Consider the following 21701-nt stretch of genomic DNA (forward strand, 5'->3'; position numbering starts at 1 on the left):
CCTTCATCTGAACTTTGGTCATGATTACCACTACTGGCTGCTTGATATTTAACCATTCGCATCTTCAGCTAAACGTTGTGCTAGGGCTTCGATGTTGGGATAGTTCCACAAAAGGGTGGGAGATATCTCACGCCCAAGATAGTTTTCCAATCTACCTAAAAGAATCAAAGCATCTGCTGATTCTAGGTTGTAGCTTTCAAATGGTTCCTGGATATCTATTTCTTCAGGATCAACCTCCAGGCGTTGGGCGAGTTGGGAAACTAACCAGGCTTGAATAGCTTCTTCAGTATGAACGTCTTGATCGATTTGCTCAGAGATTGTTTCAAGCATTTTGTTTACTTTTTTAGTTAGTTTTAATCTGTCATTAATCAAAATACAAGTGCCAATTTGTAATTGGTAATTGTATTGTGGTAGTTGCAGTTAATTGATGATGTTAATGGAAATTTTCAATTTTCAATTTGTCTTTCGACTTTTGCCTTTTCCATTTCGTCATTAGCTGGTGACTGTGGTGTGATTAGATACCCGTCTTCCATACGAAGGATGCGATCAGCAACATCCAAAATTCTGTTATCGTGAGTCACCATCAAAATAGCGCATTCTTGCTCAAGAGCTAGTCGTTGCATAAGATCGACCACATCTCGACCTGTCTTACTATCTAAGGCAGCAGTTGGTTCATCTGCTAAGACCAATTTGGGATTATTGACTAAAGCACGGGCAATTGCTACCCGTTGTTTTTGCCCCCCAGAAAGGTTTTGAGGGTAGTGATTAACTCGATCCCCCAGCTTAACCAGTTGGAGCATGGCTTCAGATCTAGTGCGAGCTTCCCGGCGAGAGATGCCTCGATGCAGTTCAATCGCCATTTGAACATTTTCCCGGGCTGTCAAGAACTCTAGTAAGTTGTGAGCTTGAAAAATATAACCAATGTGGCTACGCACTGACACTAATTCGTCAGGAGTAGCGCCATACAATTCTCGGTCTATAATTTTTAGACTTCCCTCTTGTACAGAACGCAATCCTCCAATTAACGTCAACAACGTTGTTTTCCCTGACCCCGATGGTCCCGTTAGAATGACAATTTCTCCAGATTTTATTTCCAGATTAATGTCAAATAAAATTTGGCTCCGTAATGACCGTTGACCCAAGTAATGATTCAGTTTTTTTATATCAATCAAAATTTCTTGGGACATCGGTTTATTGGATTATACTCTAGTAATTATCAAGTTTATGTCTAGTAACTATCAAACTTTTGAGAAGAAAACTAAAAAATATCAGCTGGATCAGCAGACCGCATTTTGTTAACAGCCAAAACACCAGAAGCAAAACACATTAAAATGGTTACTATTAAAACGATAGAGGCTTGATTAAGTCTAATCTCCATTGGTAACCCAGTAGCATCCCTGACAACATTATACAGACCTATAGAGATTGCTAATCCTGGGATATACCCTAAAACAGCTAATATAACAGACTGTTGAAATACTACAGATAATAAGTATTTATTTGGATATCCAATTGCTTTTAGAGTGGCATAGGCAACTAAGTTAGTAGAAATATTACTATGAAGAATTTGATAGACAATAACTATACCAACCACTGCAGCCATAACCAGCATCATACCAAGGATAAATCCAACGGGAGTTCTTGTCTGCCAATACTGTTTTTCAAAGTCAAGAAATTCTTGATAAGAAAAAACTAGAACATCTTTAGATAAGTGGTTTCTCAAATTTTTTAAAACAATTGCAGGATCTGCATCAGGTTTGAGGTTAATGACTCCTACATCAACCATCCCTGAATTGAGATCGAATATCCGGAACAATGTTGAGTCGCCAACTACTAAATTACCGTCCACCCCAAAGGAAGGTCCTAGACTAAACAAGCCTCCAACCTTAACTCGATAACCTTTTCTTGCTGTAAAACCAAATATTTCAATAGTTTGTTCCGTGTTTCCCTGCTCAAAGTTCTCAGCAATTGGACCAAAATCAGATCTAGACTTCCGGTCAAATAAAACTACATTAGGAAGTTTAAGCATATCCAGGTTTTGATTAACTTCCGGGGAATTAAGGACAGGCTTTCCCGGATCAAAGCCAATAACATAGATTGAGAACTTTTGAGCATTAATGGGATTTTTAAATTTCGCAAATCTTAGATATAAGGGACTAACTGATTCTACTCCATTAAATCCTAGAGCCTGATATAAACGCTCTCTATGGAAGCTCTGCTTGGCCGTCAAGGATTTATATTGGGAACTTATTAAAAACAAATCACCTTTGATAATCTGATGCACCTTGACAGCACTAGTATAGAGAGAATCGTTAAACCCAAGTTGCATAAAAATAAGAACAACGATAAACGCAATACCAGCTAGAGCAACCAGAAAACGAACTCTTTGTCTCGCTAGTTGAAACCAGGCAATAGGAAGTTGGAGAATCATTATTCAAGCATTTTGCTAAATGAGATGTCTGGGGAATTTAATATAGAAGTTCTCAATGGGGTGAGGGACTTTCGTGCTGGGTTAATAGGAGTAGGTAGTAAGAATGCGGCGCTGCATCCCTTGACAATAATGAGAGACAGACATAAACTATTTTGGTAAACCTTTATTGCTGGATTCAATACTTCTAAATCTGGTTAACCGAGTTACAGGTGAATCCTCACCTCTACTTGTAAGTTGGTAAATGCTGCAACTCGTTGACTGTCTACGGAATCATCAATGCGGATTTTAACGTCCACCACTTTACGATCTGTATCTGATCCAGGATTAACATCAAAAACCTGTTGTCTGTCAATTTGTAAACCAATCTCAGCGACTGTTCCCTGTATTTTCCCCTCAAAAGCAGCACTACTAATAGTAGCTTTTTGACCCAGATGGACTTTGCTAATATCCGTTTCATGGACTTCTGCGATTACATACATCTGGTCGGTTTGACCTATTTCAAGAAGCCCGTTACTGCCAATAATTTCTCCAGATTTGGTGTGAACTTTCAGGACTTGTCCATCGATAGGAGAACGGATGTAGGTTAAATCTAGTTCAGCTTGAGCAAGCTTGACAGCAGCGATCGCACTCTCAATCTCTCCCTGAGCTATTTGTACATCTACTGGACGAACCTCAGTAATACGGTCTAGAGTCGCTTTTGCTTGACTGATCTGTTCTTGACCTGTGTCCATAGTCCGTCGCTGAGTCGCTTTTGCTTCATTAATTTGCTCTTGAATCGTTTCCACAGTTCGTTTCAGAGCAGCATTTGCTTCATTAATTTGCTCTTGAATCGTTTCCACTTGCAGACGTTTACTGTCAAAAAGAGAGGCAGAAATTGCACCTTCTTGATAGAGTTTTTGATTACGTCGATACTCGGCTTGAGCATTACGCAATTGGGCTTGTAAGCGAGCCAGGGTTGCTTCCTGTGTCGCCACTTCCCCTCGTAACTGAGCTTGTAAGCGAGCCAGGGTTGCTTCCTGTGTCGCCACTTCCCCTCGTAACTGGGCTTGTAAGCGAGCGATCGTTGCCTCTTGTGCCGAAATTTCTCCTGCCTGAGCCCCAGCTTTAACTTTGTCCAGACGAGCTTGGGAAATTTTAACCTTTTGTTTAGCTTGTTCTAAAGTAGCAAAACGAAGAGCATAACTGTCTAGCAGAGCGATGATTTGCCCTGCCTTAATCTTGTCTCCTTCTTTCACTAAGAGTTGGTCAACTCGAGTACCTCCTACAGAATTAGGGGCAGACAAACGAGTCACTCCTCCTTGAGGCTCTAGACGTCCAAGGCCAGTGACCCCAACCATGACCATGGTATTATTTTCTGGGGAATTTGATATAGAAGCTTGACGTTTAGATTGAAATTGGGGCAAGCCATAGAAATAAATCCCCCCAGTAGCTAAAGCCATAGCTGCTGAGAAAATCAGGTACCATTGACTTACAGGGTTTGTAAATGATTGACTTTCCTTATGCACGATAATCGTTAGTTGGCAATAGTAGTGGAGAAGTGCATCGCAATGCCACTGGGTTGACTGTATAATGAATTCTGTTGTACATTAACTTCATCTAAGAAGATGAGGCAGAAAGCATGGATGGTTTGAACTGGCTAAATTTGCTATTGCTGAAGTAATAAAACGCGCATCATAAGATATATAGCATTTATTAATTCGCTGAGGTACTTTCGTCCTGGGTTTTAGGGAGCTAAGACCGTGGATCACGCTTTGGCCTAGCGTGGCCTAGGGCCAAACGCGAATGGAGCTGGCAGTAGGAAGTAGGAAGTAGGGAGAATAAAATTGACTTTACCTAATAAGTACGATAAACGCTATATTATCTTCGCCATCACTAGATGTAACTAGTGTGTACAAAGTTTTGCAAGTTGGTAAAAATTCAATTATTTATGAATGTTGGCAGTACACCACTGAACCTATATATTTTTTTTAAAACCAGTAATTATCCTAAATTAAACTTTATTTTTTTGGTAAATTAACCCTATTTATCTACCTTTAAATAGTATGTCATGATTGGCAAATTATCGCAAGGGAATTTTAGGAATATTTTTTAAAGATTGTTTAAAGCCTATCTAGGACATTTAATTGAATAAAATACTAATTTTATGATTATTTTTTGATAGATATTTTTATAAATGTAATCGTGAAATTTTCTAGATAATAAAAAAACGTTTTGGCGCTTTAAGCAAAGTCTCAGGAGTTAAGCAGTGAACCCAACAATCAATGTTCCAATTTTGCTGACTACACTCCACACCCTATAGCCCACAACCATTCTAAATCAATAAGCTTGGAGCCTAGGGCGTGTCTTCAAACTCGGATATCCCCCTAAATCCCCCTTAAAAAAGGGGGACTTTGAGTATGGCTCCCCCTTTTCTAAGGGGGGCTGGGGGGGATCTAAATCTTGCAGAAAACTTTGAAAACACGCCCTAAGTACTAAGTCTTAGAAAGTGGTAGAAGACACCCTCAAGCAAGACCGCTCAGATTTTAGCTACTGGGTTAATGCTACTGGGTTAATGCTACTCTCAGTAGATCACAAAGTTAGGAAATCCTAAGGTTTTGGTGGTGTTAGGTTAATGATTTTAGATTAAACTGGTTAAGTACTTTTCTTGGAGACAGTGGTGTGGAACTTCTTTCCAAGTCTTTTCTTGAAGCCAGCACCAAAAATCAGTGTGGCTAAAGAACCCAAAATGGTGGTGGGTTCAGGAGCTGAAGGCACAGATCCAGTAGAAAGGCTGGAACTAGCTACCCAGGCATCAAAGGATCCGGCATTGGCTCCTCCCAAAGACCCATCAGTGAATCCGGCTAAGTAAACCTTAGCAGCCTGTTGGGCATCAATACCAAAAAAGGCAAAGTCATCTTCGGGGGTTCCAAACTGCTCAGTCATCAACAGGTTACCGTCACTGTCGAACTTGGCAACAAAGACATCATTGAGTCCGGCATTTATTCCTCCTAAATCACCATCAGTGATCCCTGAAATATAGATCAAGCCGTCACTGTCGATGTCAATAGCGAAGGCGCTCTCAGAACCAGAAGTGCCAATCTGTTGAGTCCATAGCTGGTTGCCATCCGTGTCATACTTAACCAAGAAAGCATCATAATACCCAGCATTAGGTCCCCCTAAAGAGCCCAGGGTAAATCCTGTGCTGTAGACATTACCAGAGCTATCAAGAGCAACATCCCAGGCAAAATCATAATTAGAAGTACCAAACTGCTCAATCCACAACTGCTCACCGTTACTATCAAACTTCGTCAACCAGCCATCATACAACCCAGCATGCTCTTCGCCTAATTTACCAGTAGTGAATCCTGTAGCAAAGACATTACCATTGTTGTCGGCTGCAATACCGTAAAGTTCGTCAAACTCAGGAGTACCAAACTGTTTAGCCCACAACTGGTTACCATTGCTATCAAACTTGGCGACATAGGAATCATCAAACAGGGGAATGGGCTGATCTGATCCAGCATTTACTCCGCCTAAGTCACCTGTAGTATATCCCCCAGTGTAGATATTACCGTCATTATCAACGTCAATTGCAAAGGCAGTGTCAAATTCGGAAGTTCCATACTGTTGACTCAACAGCGTGTTGCCATTACTGTCTAACTTAATAAAATAGGCATCATCTCCTCCAACAACCGACCCCCCTAAGTTACCCGTGGTAGTCCCTGCAATGTAAACATTGTCATTGCTGTCAAAGCTAATATCAAAGGAGCGGTCCTCACCAGAAGTCCCCAACTGTTGAACCCACTGTTGTTCACCCTGGCTATTGTATTTAGCTATGTAGGCATCTTGAGATCCAGCATTGGATTGCCCCAAGTCCCCTTGAGTCCATCCTGTAACGTATACATTACCAACGCTATCAGTGCCAACGTTAAAGGCGATATCAACACTGGCACTTCCCAACTGCTGAGCATTATCGAAAGCTGGTTGTTGGGATGGGGGAGTATTATCGTACTCAAAGTAGTCACCATCTACACTCAGACCAGAAGCTCCTGGCAAAACGGCGATCAGATCAGGTCTAGGATTATTCACAAATATGGCTGTGCCATTTTGTTTCGGTCCGATCGGTTTGAGAGTATACTTACTTGAATCGCCGTGAAGCCTAATAATATCTTGGTTGGGATCGAAGTCTGGAATTAAAGCATAGTCATTCTTGCCTCGGAATCCGGTACCGCCAGCGTAGTAGGGATTATTCTCATCGCCCAACAAAAATCGGTCTGTGGTAGGGGCATTGAAGCTCGATCCTTCACTAGTACTATCAGGACCACCAATTAAGATATCAATTTCTCCTTGACCAGGTATAGGAGCACCAGGATCGACACCCAGTAAAATATCATTGCCAGTACGAGTGAAAATGATATTATTCCCTGAATCCCCTACAAAAGCATCGGGACCTGGGGTGCCTACTTTCAGGACAGTAATAAAATCCGCTAGTATATTATCATCTGAGGTTTGACTACTACCTGATGTTCCGCCTGATGTTCCGCTGTTGACTATGGGCCAAGGCAATAGTCTTTGCAAGAATGAATTATTATTGGAAATCCTTCGATTGTTTGACGATAGGCTGCTCAAAAAATTACTGATATCAGATTCTTTCGGATCTGACAAATTTAAGGAATGAGATGTAGCCGGTTTGACCTCAACTCCCAAAATTCCCAAAGTAGCTAATAAAATATTAGCGGTAGCAAAAATGGAGGCTTTCACCAAAATTCAAACTCCCTATTCTTCCTTGTACTTGGTAGAAAAATTATGCTCCCAGGCGGCTTTGGTCAAAACCATGACCGTTTCTGAAGTCATATAAGGTGATTGAGGCTACAGTCTGTCATCCCTATTTGAGGTAACGGTAAGGTAGTGGTCAAGGCATTAGTTACAACCAAGACAAATATATCTCCTGAGATAATTAACTCAAGTCATTAACTCAAGTCACCTCATCAGCCGCTAGCTTCTAAACTAATTGTTGCATACCCCAAGCATATGCAACCACAGATTTTGGATATCTTTATTGAAACAACATAGTGATTGCTCAATGATATAATGCTTCTCTAAAACTGTCAATGGATTGGCTATGGGATTAACTCTAGACAAATGAAAAAAAAAATTGCCTTTGAAGAAAATTTTATTGTATAAAAGAGGTATTATTCTGCTAGTAAAGCAGAGGATATATTTATAAAATACCATGATTACAAAATACTTTCTATTTTTGAGTGAGTTTTTAGCGTTTTAGGCACGCTAGCAGCTTATATGTCCATAAAAAACATATATATTCACCATTTTTTTACCATTACTTGAGCTTTCTTTATCGGACTTTCATTCACAGTTTTTGAATGATTGAATAGAAGTTCTGTATAAATCAATTATGGTTCAAGAATATGGCTTATTAACGAGAGGTAGTTGTACTCACTACCGGTGCAGTTGGTGGTTTTGGACAGGAGTTAACCCGACAGTTATTAAGGGCTGGCAGTCTATTAATTCTATCTGATCTCGAAGAAATCATTGTCCGTAAACAGGCTGAAGTGATTTGACGTGAAGTTGCAACAGGGGATGTGATACCACGCCTAGGAGCTAACTTTCCTTCCCCTTAGGGATGTAAAAGCCTAACACTTAACACCTAAAATCTTGCTCTAACCCTCAAAACTAAATTGGCAGAGTCCTAGTGGTTGACGGCTTAAAGCCCTACCTAAGGCTATAATCGCCACTTAATCAAGAATTTATACAAAATTTATCAAATATCTTTCTGATATTTATAAAATTGTATGATTATTGTATTTAAGTTAACATTTAACCTGTAATTCGGGATTGCTTTGTCAAGCTACATGGCTCCTTAAAACTAAGTTTAAGAGGCTAAGTCTAGTTTAGATCAACAGAAAAAACGGTTACAGGCGAAATCCCTGTCGTAGTAATTGAGGATAAATTATTTTTTTGTATTGAATATTTATATGGCTCAATGTGTAAATCCGTAAAAATTGGCTAGGTTAAATTCAGATATTTTTTCTAATATCAATTTGGTCAATATTGTCATTGACACCAACTATATTGCTATTCTCGATCTAGATAGATAGACTTGAACTGGAGAAAAAAGTTTGCTATTTTAGGGTGAGCGTTTACCTATCAACTCCTGAGCTAAGGCGCTACGGGTATGCTGTACACACAGCTAATCTAATTCAACCTCTGATCAATAAAGAGAGTTCCCCCATAAGCTTGTTTTCGTGAGCGACGCGCTTCGTGATCGGCTACTCCTGACTCGGTTCTGTTGCAGGAATCATGAATAGCTGATAGCTGGCAAGTAAAGTAAGCACGTAGCTCGTTAGCTGATGCCTGAATACCTCAGGGGATGACAAGCAGCTTGAAAGCTGGACTTGGTGTTGGATGTAGGGTGTGAGGTGTAGGGTGAAATTAAGCCGTAACTAAAACCTGTTAATCATCACTGAACCAGATAGAGTAGTTTCCTGGAAATTCAGGCGCTAATTTCTGGTCAATAAACCTGTCAATAAGCGCCAAGAGTGGTGAGAGTTAAAACGCAATCAAGCCTGCTCTCACCTGAAGCTATGGTATGTAGAGTTACGGCAGTAAGCGTGCAACATCGCAGAAATAAGTGATACCAAGTTGCCTTCATATATAGGACTTTCTCCCTGCTCCTCCCCTACTTTCCTCTCTTCCCACAAGTCTCTCTATTGGTAGTTTTTTATGTCCCTTTACAAACAGTCAACAATAACCATTCAGGATATGAAATTTTTGAAAAGATCATCCAACTTATCCCTTAGGGCAATCGATCCTATTTACAATAGCTAAAATGGAGGCAATAATTAGGTTGCAATCTATTATTGCATTTCATAATAAGGTACTTTAATTATAACAAAAAAAAAAAAAATAAATCTCCCTTTATTTTTGGCATAAAATTGCTAAATTTTTAATTTTTCATTTGTTATTAACGAAAAATTAATTTAAAATTAAAAGCTTGATAATAAATTAATAAACTAAGCAATTTAGTTTATAAAACTAGTTTTATAATCACCAAAAAAAATTAAATTTTAATTAAGTTAACTAGTTTACCGTGCTTAAGACTCAGTCTATGTCTAATTCTAAACTTGACATGGCATTGGCCCAGCTCCAAGACGACGTGGATAGCTTTGAAAAGAATCTGATCCAACGTATCCAAGGGAAAGACACGATGTCGGATAAATTAACACAATCAAGCAATATCAACCAAAAACTCCCACAAACTCCTATCGCCATTATTGGTATGGCATCGCTTTTACCGAAAGCCAGAAATTTGCAGGAATACTGGCGGAATATTATTCAAAAAATCGACTGCATTACTGATATTCCTGCCTCCCACTGGAATGTAGAGGACTACTACGATCCAGACCCGAAGGCACCGGACAAAACCTACTGCAAAAGAGGTGGATTTATCCCACATATTGATTTTAATCCCATGGAGTTTGGGCTCCCTCCGAACATCCTGGAAGTAACAGATGTTTCCCAGTTGTTAAGTCTAGTAGTGGCAAAGGATGCGATCGAAGATGCGGGCTATGGCAAATCCCGGGAGTTTAATCGAGAGCGTACTGGGGTTATCCTAGGCTCGGCACTGGCAAAACAACTATGTACACCACTTTCAGTTAGATTGCAGTATCCGATTTGGGAGAAAGTCCTAAAAAGTAGTGGGTTATCGGATCACGATACTAAAAAAATTGTAGAAAAGATAAAGCTAGCCTATGTGCAGTGGAACGAAAATGCTTTTCCCGGGATGCTAGCTAATGTAATTGCTGGACGAATCGCCAACCGTCTAGATTTGGGGGGAACAAACTGTGTAGTGGATGCCGCCTGTGCCAGCTCATTAGGTGCTTTAAAAATGGCAATTAGTGAGCTGAGTGAGCATCGTGCTGACATGATGCTCACTGGAGGAGTTGACACTGATAACTCCCTCATGGCCTATATGTGTTTTAGCAAAACACCTGCCATCTCCCCAAGCCAGACTATTAAGCCTTTCGATGCTGAGTCGGATGGGATGATGCTGGGTGAAGGCATCGGAATGCTGGTACTTAAACGTCTGGAGGACGCTAAGCGAGATAATGACAGAATTTATGCTGTGATCAAAGGCATTGGTACCTCCAGTGATGGTCGATATAAAAGCATTTACGCTCCTCGCCCAGAAGGACAAGCGAAAGCATTGAAGCGGGCTTACGAAGATGCAGGTTTTTCTTCTAGTAGTGTCAGCTTGATTGAAGCACATGGTACGGGGACTAGGGCTGGGGATCCTAGTGAATTCAAGGCTCTAAAGGACGTTTTTAGTCAAAACAACCCCAAAAAGCAGTATGTTGCTCTCGGTAGTGTTAAATCTCAGATTGGGCATACCAAAGCTGCGGCTGGTGCCGCCAGTCTAATCAAAACTGCTTTGGCTCTACACCACAAAATCTTGCCACCTACTATCAACATCACCAACCCCAACCCATCACTGGATCTTGATAATTCTCCATTTTATTTGAATAGTGAAACCCGACCCTGGATTCGGGCTGAAGGAGATGGGCCAAGGCGTGCTGGTGTGAGTTCTTTTGGCTTTGGTGGCACGAATTATCATGTTGTTCTCGAAGAATATGAACAGGAAAACAATCATGCCTATCGTTTACACCACACTTCCGAGTCCATTCTCCTGTCTGCGCCAACACCAGAGCAATTGTTAGCTCGTTGTGAAGATACCTTACAAAAATTGCAATTTAAGACTGGAGAGGAGCACTACCAGGAACTAATTGATAGCTGTAAAGCTGAAGAAATTCCGGTCACTGAAGCCAGAGTGGGGTTTGTGGCGGATTCTCTAATACAAGCTTGCAGATGCTTACAAACCACTATTAACTACCTGAAAAAGAGACCACAAGCACCGTCGTGGAATCATCCCCAAGGGATCTACTATCGTGACAGTGGCATCAAGCTGGAAGGAAAAGTCGTTGCCCTGTTTTCAGGTCAAGGTTCCCAGTATCTAGAAATGGGGCGGGAACTGGTGATGAATTTCCCTTGTTTGCGCCAGACCTATGGTTATATGGATAGTCTGTTCCTCAAGGATAGTTTGAAGCCCGTTTCAGAAAAGGTTTTTCCTGCGCCTGTGTTTGATACAGCTCAACGGCATATCCAGGCTGAAGCACTGCAAGGTACAGATTATGCTCAGCCAGCCATTGGAGCCTTCAGTGTTGGTCTTTATAAGATTCTACAACAGGCAGGATTTAAGCCTGATTTTATTGCTGGACACAGCTTTGGAGAACTCACTGCTCTCTGGGCTGCTGAAGTTTTGAGTGATGAGGATTACTTTTTCCTAGTTAAAGCTAGAGGCCAGGCAATGGCAACCCCAGATGATCCAAATTTTGATCCGGGAGCAATGCTGGCGGTGAACGGAGAAGTTAATCGAGTCAAAGCGGTTATTGATAGTTTTCCTCAAGTTACCATTGCCAATTTCAATTCCAATCGCCAAGTGGTCTTAGCCGGTTCAACAGCAGAAATTCCGAAGGTAAAGGAAGTGTTGACTGAAAAAGGGTATTCTGCTACTTTGCTGCCAGTTTCCGCTGCCTTCCATACTCCTCTGATTGGACATGCCCAAAAAGCTTTTGCTCAAGCGAGTGAAGCAGTTACGTTCAAAAAAGCAAAAATTCCTGTTTATACCAATGTGACTGGGGAGCGTTATCCCACTGAACCCCAAGACATTAAAAACATTTTGGGAGTACATTCAAGCAAGTCAGTACTGTTCAAGCAGGAAATCGAAACTATCTACAATGCAGGGGGGTATTGCTTTGTTGAGTTTGGACCTCGGAGCATCCTGACCCACTTAGTAAAGGATATTCTTGGTGATAAACCCCATGTCGCCGTAGCCTTAAATGCTAGTCGTCAACAGGATAGCGATCGCCAATTGCGTCAAGCGGTTATCCAGTTGCGCGTCGCTGGTTTGCCCTTGAAAAACCTCGACCCCTACCAAATTGAGCCTCCAGCACCCAAGACTGACAATAAAAAACCCCTGAATTTCCGCTTAAATTGCGCTAATTATGTGTCAGAAAAGACGAAAAAGGCTTTTGAAAATGCTTTGCAGGATGGACATCAAGTGACATCTCTTGCTCAGGATAATGGGGTAAGTCATGTGAGCACAGTGGAAACTCCACTGACACAAATGCTCACCAATGGAAATCGGTCGAGCCAGAGCAATAGTTACACAGCAAAGGCCAATCATCAGCAGAGTTCTTCAACTAAGGTTGTCACGCCATCGACACCATCCCTGAGTAATAGACATCGGTCGAGCCAGAGCAATAGTCACACAGCTAAGGCCAATCATCAGCAGAGTTCTTCAACTAAGGTTGTCACGCCATCGACACCATCCCTGAGTAATGGGCATCGGTCGAGCCAGAGCAATAGTCACACAGCTAAGGCCAATCATCAGCAGAGTTCTTCAACTAAGGTTGTCACGCCATCGACACCATCCCTGAGTAATGGACATCGGTCTAGCCAGAGCAATAGTTACACAGCTAAGGCCAATCATCAGCAGAGTTCTTCAACTAAGGTTGTCACGCCATCGGTACCATCCCTGAGTAATGGACATCGCTCTAGCCAGAGCAATGGTCACACAGCTAAGGCCAATCATCAGCAGAGTTCTTCAACTAAGGTTGTTACTCCATCGACACCATCCCTGAGTAATGGACATCGGTCTAGCCAGAGCAATGGCAACGGGGCTATGGCCCAGAACCCAAGACACAGGATTGCACTCTCGCCATTCATCCAGCCCACATCTCGGTTACGTCCCATGGAGACTTCTCAGACCAAACCCACATCAATTCCCACTCAACCTACTCAACAGCCAAATGGGCATCTTGTGACCTCCTCTGGGAGTAGCACCAATGACAGGTCTGATGCCAAACCAGCACTAGCTCTTACTCAACCTGCTCTTGAATCGAACATGCCCTCAACACCAACCCTATCTGTAAATTCTCAACGTCTTTTAGAGAGCTTAGAGTACAGCTTGAAGTTGTTTAGTCAGCATCAAGGTGAAACGTTACAGGTTCACGGACAATATCTGAACAATCAGCTGGAATATGCCAAAACCTTTTTCCAACTGATGCAGCAGCAACATTCCTTGTTTGGAAACAGCAACGGAACTGATCAACAAGCGCAAACCAAGCAAGTTGTCCTACAGAGCTTAGAGCGCAGTATGATGCAGTTTCACCAGCACCAAGCTCAGACTCTCAACGTCCATGAACAATATTTAAACCATCAGGTAGACTATACTAAAAACTTTTTCCAACTGGTAAAACAGCAGTATCAACAGGTTCTCACAGGTGAGGTTGTTGATCAACCAGTGCTAGAAGCTGGTGTAGGGAATCAATTGGTGGGGAATCAGGAGTTAACCAAACAACCTACTCCTACAACGGTGACAACATCGGTTACTAGCGCTCAGGATAGTCTCAATAATTGGCCAGGCACTACCAAACTCACTACAGCGACCAAACCAAAAAATAAGTTAGTAGACCAGCAGGATAGCCAAACTTCTGAGAATAGCGAAGTTGTCAACCAAGAGGAAACAGTTAAACCGAATCTCGCTGATAGCTCGAGTAGATCGAGTGCATTTATAACCAATCCTGCTGCTACTTTGGTCAAGGAGCCGGAGCCACAGCCAGCTTTAAGCAATGTCCCAAAACCCGTTCAGGAAAGTCCAGTAGCTGAAGTCAAGGTTGAGCCAACAGCAAAAGTACCATCTTCACCATCAGCAGCCACGGATATTAATGCCATTCGTCAAACTCTGCTCGATGTGGTTAGCGAGAAAACGGGCTATCCAGCAGAAATGTTAGAGCTGGATATGGATATAGAAGCAGATTTAGGGATTGACTCCATCAAACGGGTGGAAATCCTAAGCGCTTTGCAAGAGATGTATCCTGATTTGCCTCAAGCCAATCCAGAGGAACTTGGAGAACTGCGTACCCTCGGTCAAATCGTGGAGTACTTACAGTCTAATGGTTCCAAGGTTCTCCCTGTCCAACCTGAAGCAACAACTGGTACTGACTTAGCTCAGATGCAAACAATCGAATCTGAGCCAGTGGAAAGCCATGAGGTTAAACCAGTTGGTGAAAATATAGCGCTAGCAAATCCAACACCACTACCAGCTATAGATGTTAAGGCCATCGGTCAAACTCTGCTCGATGTGGTGAGCGAGAAAACGGGCTATCCAGCGGAAATGTTAGAGCTGGATATGGACATGGAAGCGGATTTAGGGATTGACTCCATCAAACGGGTAGAAATCCTAAGCGCTTTGCAGGAGATGTATCCTGATTTGCCTCAAGCCAATCCAGAGGAACTTGGAGAACTGCGTACCCTCGGTCAAATCGTGGAGTACTTACAGTCTAATGGTTCCAAGGTTCTCCCTGTCCAACCTGAAGCAACAACCAATAGCTCAGCTGAGATGGAAACAATCCAATCTGAGCCAGTGGAAAGCAATGAGGTTAAATCAGTTGGTGAAAATCTAGACCTAGAAACTCCAACACCACTACCAGCTATAGATGTTAAGGCCATCGGTCAAACTCTGCTCGATGTGGTTAGCGAAAAAACCGGCTATCCAGCGGAAATGTTAGAGCTGGATATGGACATGGAAGCGGATTTAGGGATTGACTCGATCAAACGGGTGGAAATCCTAAGCGCTCTACAGGAAATGTATCCTAATATGCCTCAAGCCAATCCAGAGCAACTCGGAGAACTTCGCACTCTTGGTCAAATTGTTGAGTATCTTCAACAGCAGACAGCGACGACTGAAAAAAAAAAGTTCCAGCAGCAGCCTTCTAGTGAGCAACTTGACCTAGATCATAATATTCCACGCTGTTTGGTAAAACTTAAAACTTTACCTGAGCCAGATAGTTTGGATTTCGCGTTACCTGACAAGCATATTGTTTTGTTAACCGATGATGGTTCACTAACTACATCCAAACTGGCTCAATCCCTAACAGACCGTGACTGGAAAGTGGTGGTTTTAAGTTTTCCCCAATCCCTGATTGCAGAACAACTACCTTTACCGAAAGGAGTTAGTCGTATTGTGTTGAACGATTTGAGTGAGGAGCATTTGAAACAACAATTGGCAGCAATTACTGCTAACTATGGTTCGGTTGCTGCATTCATTCATCTCAATCCTGCCATTGAGACCGGTCCCAATCATGGGATTCGCTTTCTTGACCTAGAAAAAGCTCTTGTTAAGCAGGTCTTTTTGATTGCAAAACATCTCAAACCATCCCTGAATCAAGCAGCGCGTCAAGGACGCAGTTGTTTCATGACTGTTACTCGTCTTGATGGAGCGTTTGGATTAGCACAAAACGTGAACTTTGGTGCAATTGGTGCGGGTCTATTTGGATTGACTAAAACCCTAAACCTTGAATGGAAATCGGGATTTTGTCGGGGCATTGATCTGAGTCCTGATCTGAATGCTGAGGGCTCGGCTCAGTACATCATGGCTGAACTTCACGATCCTAACCATTATATTACTGAAGTTGGATATAGTTCACTCGGACGAGTAACCCTCAGCACTGAGCCATCCATCTAAATATAGTGCTTGAGTGCTGAGTGTAACTAGTGGCAAAAATCAGGGTGCAGTTTACTATATAGTGCTTGAGTAATGAGTGCTTAGTGCTGAGTGTAACTAGTAGCAAAAATTAGGGTCTACCTTAACAAACTGGAACAATCAAGCAAAACATTTAATATGTTAACAATGTCGCAAATTTCCCCAGGAGACACCCTAAACAGAAAGCTACTTCCTGTCGAGGAAGGGACGGAAATCTTAAATCGCCTTGCTACATCGAGTTCTGTAGACACAACCCTGCAATGCATTAATTGATTCGCGTGTCAGCGTGAGAGATGGGTATAAAGCTCATCTCTTTTTTTGATACAATGATTATCGTCATAAAAAAAAACTGCTTATGATTATTGCTGTCGCCAGTCCGACCGGTGGCGGTAAAACCCACTGGATTCGTCAACAAATAGCCCAAACCAATAAACCTGTAGGTTATTTCAGTCCTAAAACCGATTCCGTACCCATTGATGCAATATATCTCCAAAGTGAATACCCTCAACTAAAACTTTATCAGACAGGGGAAGAAGCGGAATTACACAAAACCATTACTTATCTAGAGATTCCCTGGTATTTGGATTTAGCCGGAATTGAACCTTTACTGCAAACTTTTAACCCCCATCGAGTAGCCATAATCCCCGGCGATACAGATAGTACAGAGTTAAATACTTGGGCGGATGAAGTTATTCCAGGAAATAACATCACTAAGCCAACCACAGCTTTGCAGATTCATCGGGGGGTTTTGACGGGGGAAATTTTAGATTTTGATAGTTTAGCTACTTTTTGGCTGGAACTTACTCAAGGTGCTTACGGTGAGGTAGCTCGGGTAAAAGGACTTTTCGACCTAATGGATGGACAAATTTATTATGGTGACTTCATACTAGGGGAATCCGAATTAGCATTTACACCTTTAAAATTACCCCGTTGGTTAAATGGTAAACCAGATCGTTTTAGTGGTTTTGAAATAGTAGGTAGTAATTTAGATAAAGCTGAAATTGTTCAAACTGTCCAAGATTGCTGTCTTCCCGAATCGGCAATTGATTATTACCAACAACAAGTAAAAGAGTCTTTAGAAAGTGAAGTAGAGGTAGAAGTGGTATGAAAATAGCAGTGATATCTTGTATCCATGGTAATTATGCAGCTTTAGATGCAGTTTTACTGGATATTGACGAACAAAAAGCAGAAAAGATTTATTGTCTGGGGGATTTAGTGGGTTATGGTCCCTATCCTAATGCAGTGGTGGAACAAATTCGTTCTTTAGATATTCCCACTGTACAGGGTTGTTGGGATGAAGATATTGTAGAAGGACTAAATGCTTGTGAATGTAGTTATCCTTCCCTGTTGGCGGAAAAAAGAGGTAAAATCGCCCACGAATGGACAAATAAGCACGTCAATCCCGAAGTTAGGGAATATTTAGCCCAACTACCCCATACCTACAAAGAAGATAATCTCTGTTTCGTACATGGTAGTCCTAATAGCAACCACGAATATTTGTTACCCGAAATGGATGCTTTCACTGCTTTAGAAAGAGTTCTCTCCAGCGATGCAGATATATTATTTTGCGGACATACCCACTTTCCCTATGTCCGCACCCTAGATTCTGGACAATTACAGGTTAAAGTTCGTCAACCCAGTAGAAACGAACAACCAACCATAAGTTTTAATAGTCCCCTGAAGCGAATTATCAATGTCGGTTCGGTAGGCGAACCCCGTCATGGTCGTCCCAATGCTACCTATGTTATCTATGATACGGAAACACAAGCAGTAAACTTGCGGGAAGTGGAGTATGACTATAAAACCACCTGCGCTGCCATCTTAGATGCTGGTTTACCACCGATTTTCGCTTGGCGTTTGGCTAGAGGTTTGGAATTTGCCGAAAAAGCCGACGATCCGACTCATGTGTGTGAGAGGTAAATTAAATTACTTAAATATTTAAATTGAAAATCAATGTGGGCAATTTTAAGCGGAATTGAAGGAAATATCGCAGCTTACGAAGCAGTGTTGGCAGATATCAAACGCCAGCGCTTTAAGGTGGAAGTATTGTATGTTCTGGGCGATATCGTAGCAGCTAACCAAGATAGCGAACAAGTAATTAAACGAATTCAGAATCCTTTACCTGGAGAATTAGAACCCCAAGTATGCGTCGGCTGGTGGGAAGAACAATGCTTTACTTTACACGGTTTGGGTTCGACACCAGAACCGACAGAATTAATCGAGCGCTTTGGTAAAGAAACTGCTAAACTTCTTTGGGATTCGGTATCTCGCGAAACCGTACAGTGGTTACGCAACTGTCATTTTGGCTTCTTTGAATTAGATTGTTTGTTAATTCACGGTAGCACTGTTAGCGTCAGCGATGAGTTAACCCCCGAAACCGCACCCTGGAAAATGCTAGACCGCTTGCAAAGAGTCCAGGCAAATTATCTCTTTTGTGGTCGTTCGGGTCAAGTATTTGAATATCAACTACAAGGAGGTTCGGTAAATAGTTCGGTGATGACTTTAGATCGCCAGCAACCCGTGCAAACTATTACTGCACCCAAAAGAAGAGTTGTTGGTGTAGGAAATGTAGGCAAAGAACCAGGAAAGGCTACTTATACGCTTTATAGTCCAAATACCGATTTTCTAGAGTTTAAAACAGTTTTTTATGGTAAGAAAAAGGGATATGGTAATTAGTTTAAGGTTGCTAAAGGTATTGTTAAGTGCAAAAACAGGTAGTCGGAGACAACTTTATGGTAAATGGGTCATCTCATGGCGTTGCTGATTTAGGGGGCTGTAATAAAATCAGATAATCGCGCATTCATTCCTTAATTCAGCAACGCCCAAACGTCGCTGATAATTGCTATAGTAAAAAATATTAGTGCTTAATTGGTGACGGCTTAGCAGCTACCTTGATTTGGAATTTTGAAATCAGCCATGAGAGCAACCAAGGCATGTGACGTTTGATCAGGACAATCAGCTTGCCATAGTTTGTGATTACCTGTTCCCGTTGTCGTCGGGAAATAGCTTTAACAATTTGTTTGGCAGTTTGATCAGCAGAAATCAGAAGCCTGGGGGAAATAGGATCCTGCCAGTCTGAATGCCAAATTCCCTGATTGTCTAGCTGACGAATTTCAGTGGCAACGTATCCTGGACAAATGTGTGTGACCGACACGCCATGGGGAGCCAACTCCTGAGACAACGACTCACACAAAGCCCGGATAGCAAATTTACTCATAGTATAGGGAGAATCGCCACTCAAGGCAACGTAACTTTTTACCAAAAATTTGGGTTTAAAGCCCCGTCCTTCTAGGACGGCTTTTCTTTGAATTAAACTTGACAGTTTTCGCCAGGTATGTTAGCGTAATATTATATCAGTTTAGGTCGAGTTCTGATGATCATAATAGAGTTCAAAGCCTACGGAAAATCCCTTCAATATCAAGCCATAGACGAAGCAATTCGGACGGTTAAATTTATCCGTAATAGCTGCATCCGTTTATGGATGGATAACAAAGGTACGGGGAAATACGATCTTAGCAAGTACTGCAAAATTCTTGCCAAGGAATTCCCTTTTGCTAATGAATTGAACTCTACCGCCCGGCAAGCTGCCGCTGAAAGGGCGTGGTCATCAATCTCTCGCTTCTTTGACAACTGCAAAAAGAAAATACCTGGTAAAAAAGGCTTTCCTAAATTCCAGAAGCGTTGTAGGTCAGTCGAATATAAGCAGTCAGGATGGAAGTTATCCCCTGATAAGAAATCGATCACCTTCAGCGACAAGAAAGGGATCGGAAAACTAAAACTCAAAGGTACCTGGGACTTGTGGCGCTTCGACAAGAAGCAAATCAAACGACTTCGCATTGTCAAAAGGGCTGATGGGTATTATGTTCAGTTCTGCATCTCTGTTGATGTAAATGAAGAATTGGAACCATCCAGAACAACTATCGGATTAGATGTTGGGCTAAAAGACTTCTATACTGATTCTGATGGAAACTCTGAACCCAATCCCCGATTTTATAGAACGGGAGAAAAGGCTATCAAGTTTTATCAACGCCGGGTTTCCCGGAAAAAGAAAGGCTCATCCAATCGAAAGAAAGCTGTCAATAGATTAGGCAGACAACACCTTAAAATAAGTAGGCAACGTGAAGAACATGCCAAGAGACTGGCAGGTTGCGTAGTCCGGTCTAACGACCTGGTCGCCTACGAAGATTTAAGAGTAAAGAACCTGGTCAAAAACCACTGTTTGGCCAAATCTATTAACGATGCAGGTTGGTATCAATTTAGAAAATGGTTGGAGCATTTTGGGGAAAAGTTTGGTAGGGTCACCGTTGCGGTAAATCCTGCCTATACAAGCCAGATCTGCTCAGAATGCGGCGAAGTAGTGAAGAAGTCACTATCTACTAGAACTCACGTCTGCAAGTGTGGATGTGAATTGGACAGAGACCACAACGCCGCGATCAATATACTAAAAAGAGCCTTGAGTACGGTGGGGCACACCGGAACTTGGATCGTAGATCCGAACGCTTATGGAGAATCAACCCCTACTCTTCCTGACTCCGGTTTGGTTGAGCAAGTTGGCTCGCTGAAGTAAGAATCCCCGTTCTTCTAGGACGGGGAGTGTCAAGCTACTAATAATGACCAGTCTTCCTTGAGTTTTCTTGAGGTCATCTAAGGTCGCGTAGATGGTACTCAGTACCCCAAAAACATTGGTTTCCCACAGACGTCGATAGTCATTCACCCTGAGGTTTTCCACATTACCCTTCAAAGACCAGCCAGCATTAGCAACAACGATATCAATTTTGCCGAACTTACTACGGGCAAAGGTTGCCGCTTGATCAAGCTCACCATCCTTCGTCACATCACAGGGGATAGCAAGTACACGTTGACCATTAGGATCAATTTGTGAAGCTATGGTTTCTAATCGTTCTGCTCGCCGAGCTAGGAGTACCACATTGGCTCCTTCACGGGCTAATTCATGAGCAAGAGCTGCTCCAATGCCAGAGGAAGCTCCTGTGATTAGTGCCACTTGATCCTTAAAGTTGCTCATCTATTGCTTGCTGAAAGTTAATTTCAATATTTTGAGCTGGATTGTATTAAATAATAAAATTTTACTGTATAATTTTAAATCCTAAGATAAACACTCGCCTAGTTGAGCTTCAATCGGGTCGCGAACAATCTAACGATATCAGCCCCAAGTTACCGTCCCTAGTATAAGGTCTAATGAATTTCCCTGCTTTTAAGGGTTAAATAAGTTAAATATACCATTTATCCCTAAGTCCTAAAAAATTTTGTGCCAAGGACTTGACACATTTGTAATATGTATGTAGTATAAAAGTAAGGTCAAAGATAAAACATCGCGCTACAAGGAGGGATGCCCAATGATTCATGTTCGGTTTGAAGGTCGTTCCTACGACATTGCTGAAGGTCAGCTGGGTATAGCCAAAAGTATGAACGATATTGCTGTTAAACAGCAACTTGCGAAGTACTTTGATGTAGCCCCAGAGCGCTTTACCTCTTATGTCATTGACCGCAGTACCAACCGCAATCTGATTATCAGACCTGAAGCGGTTTATGGTTAAGGTTTATGGTTAAAAGGTGTTAAAAGGTTAAACCTTTTGTCCTGTGCCCTGATCTCAAGAAGCCTACAAAGCTTTTGTTATAGCAGTCGCCAGGGCAGGCGCGGACATGACAAAA

Annotated in this window: 13 protein-coding genes; 6 read left to right on the forward strand and 7 right to left on the reverse strand. The window is 42.0% G+C overall.

Features of this window, described 5'->3' with window-relative positions:
* Positions 1-48: 48 nt before the first annotated feature.
* From F6K51_RS01660 to F6K51_RS01680, 5 genes are all read right to left on the reverse strand, one after another.
* Entirely contained in the window at positions 49-330 is a 282-nt protein-coding gene (locus F6K51_RS01660) for an acyl carrier protein (RefSeq protein WP_293017547.1), read from the reverse strand.
* A 116-nt stretch (positions 331-446) separates the two neighbouring features.
* The gene (locus F6K51_RS01665; RefSeq protein ID WP_293017548.1) at positions 447-1187 is read right to left on the reverse strand and encodes a DevA family ABC transporter ATP-binding protein; all 741 of its coding nucleotides are present in this window, start codon (positions 1185-1187) and stop codon (positions 447-449) included.
* A 71-nt stretch (positions 1188-1258) separates the two neighbouring features.
* Positions 1259-2431, reverse strand: coding sequence for an ABC transporter permease DevC (gene devC, locus F6K51_RS01670; RefSeq protein WP_293017549.1), 1173 nt, complete (start codon positions 2429-2431; stop codon positions 1259-1261).
* Between the two features lie 203 nt (positions 2432-2634).
* Positions 2635-3870, reverse strand: a complete 1236-nt coding sequence (locus tag F6K51_RS01675) for an ABC exporter membrane fusion protein (protein ID WP_293017550.1) — start codon at positions 3868-3870, stop codon at positions 2635-2637.
* 1192 nt (positions 3871-5062) lie between these two features.
* Positions 5063-7171: a PEP-CTERM sorting domain-containing protein gene (locus F6K51_RS01680; protein ID WP_293017581.1), complete on the reverse strand. Its 2109-nt coding sequence runs from the start codon at positions 7169-7171 to the stop codon at positions 5063-5065.
* Between the two features lie 2365 nt (positions 7172-9536).
* On the opposite strand from F6K51_RS01680, the gene F6K51_RS01685 reads away from it, so the two are divergent.
* From F6K51_RS01685 to F6K51_RS01700, 4 genes are all read left to right on the forward strand, one after another.
* On the forward strand, positions 9537-16013 hold the full coding sequence (locus tag F6K51_RS01685; RefSeq protein ID WP_293017551.1) for a type I polyketide synthase: 6477 nt from the start codon (positions 9537-9539) through the stop codon (positions 16011-16013).
* A 373-nt stretch (positions 16014-16386) separates the two neighbouring features.
* Positions 16387-17139, forward strand: coding sequence for a GTP-binding protein (locus F6K51_RS01690; protein WP_293017553.1), 753 nt, complete (start codon positions 16387-16389; stop codon positions 17137-17139).
* A complete protein-coding gene (locus tag F6K51_RS01695; protein WP_293017554.1) occupies positions 17136-17951 on the forward strand; it encodes a metallophosphoesterase family protein in 816 nt (271 codons plus the stop codon). The genes F6K51_RS01690 and F6K51_RS01695 overlap by 4 nt, the downstream gene beginning before the upstream one ends.
* Before the next feature lie 33 nt (positions 17952-17984).
* Positions 17985-18707, forward strand: a complete 723-nt coding sequence (locus F6K51_RS01700; RefSeq protein ID WP_293017556.1) for a metallophosphoesterase family protein — start codon at positions 17985-17987, stop codon at positions 18705-18707.
* Between the two features lie 181 nt (positions 18708-18888).
* On the opposite strand, the gene F6K51_RS01705 is transcribed toward F6K51_RS01700, so the two are convergent.
* Positions 18889-19293 carry an SDR family NAD(P)-dependent oxidoreductase gene (locus tag F6K51_RS01705; protein WP_293017558.1) on the reverse strand — a complete coding sequence of 135 codons (405 nt, stop codon included), beginning with the start codon at positions 19291-19293 and terminating at the stop codon, positions 18889-18891.
* Between the two features lie 111 nt (positions 19294-19404).
* On the opposite strand from F6K51_RS01705, the gene F6K51_RS01710 reads away from it, so the two are divergent.
* On the forward strand, positions 19405-20598 hold the full coding sequence (locus F6K51_RS01710; RefSeq protein ID WP_293017559.1) for a transposase: 1194 nt from the start codon (positions 19405-19407) through the stop codon (positions 20596-20598).
* Here the strand turns inward: F6K51_RS01710 and F6K51_RS01715 are convergent.
* Positions 20542-21054 carry an SDR family NAD(P)-dependent oxidoreductase gene (locus tag F6K51_RS01715; RefSeq protein ID WP_293017560.1) on the reverse strand — a complete coding sequence of 171 codons (513 nt, stop codon included), beginning with the start codon at positions 21052-21054 and terminating at the stop codon, positions 20542-20544. The two genes, F6K51_RS01710 and F6K51_RS01715, sit on opposite strands and share 57 nt — an antisense overlap.
* A 331-nt stretch (positions 21055-21385) precedes the next feature.
* On the opposite strand from F6K51_RS01715, the gene F6K51_RS01720 reads away from it, so the two are divergent.
* Positions 21386-21586: a hypothetical protein gene (locus F6K51_RS01720; RefSeq protein WP_070393156.1), complete on the forward strand. Its 201-nt coding sequence runs from the start codon at positions 21386-21388 to the stop codon at positions 21584-21586.
* Positions 21587-21701: the final 115 nt, after the last annotated feature.

The organism is Moorena sp. SIO3I8 (genome assembly GCF_010692325.1).
Lineage (GTDB): Bacteria > Cyanobacteriota > Cyanobacteriia > Cyanobacteriales > Coleofasciculaceae > Moorena.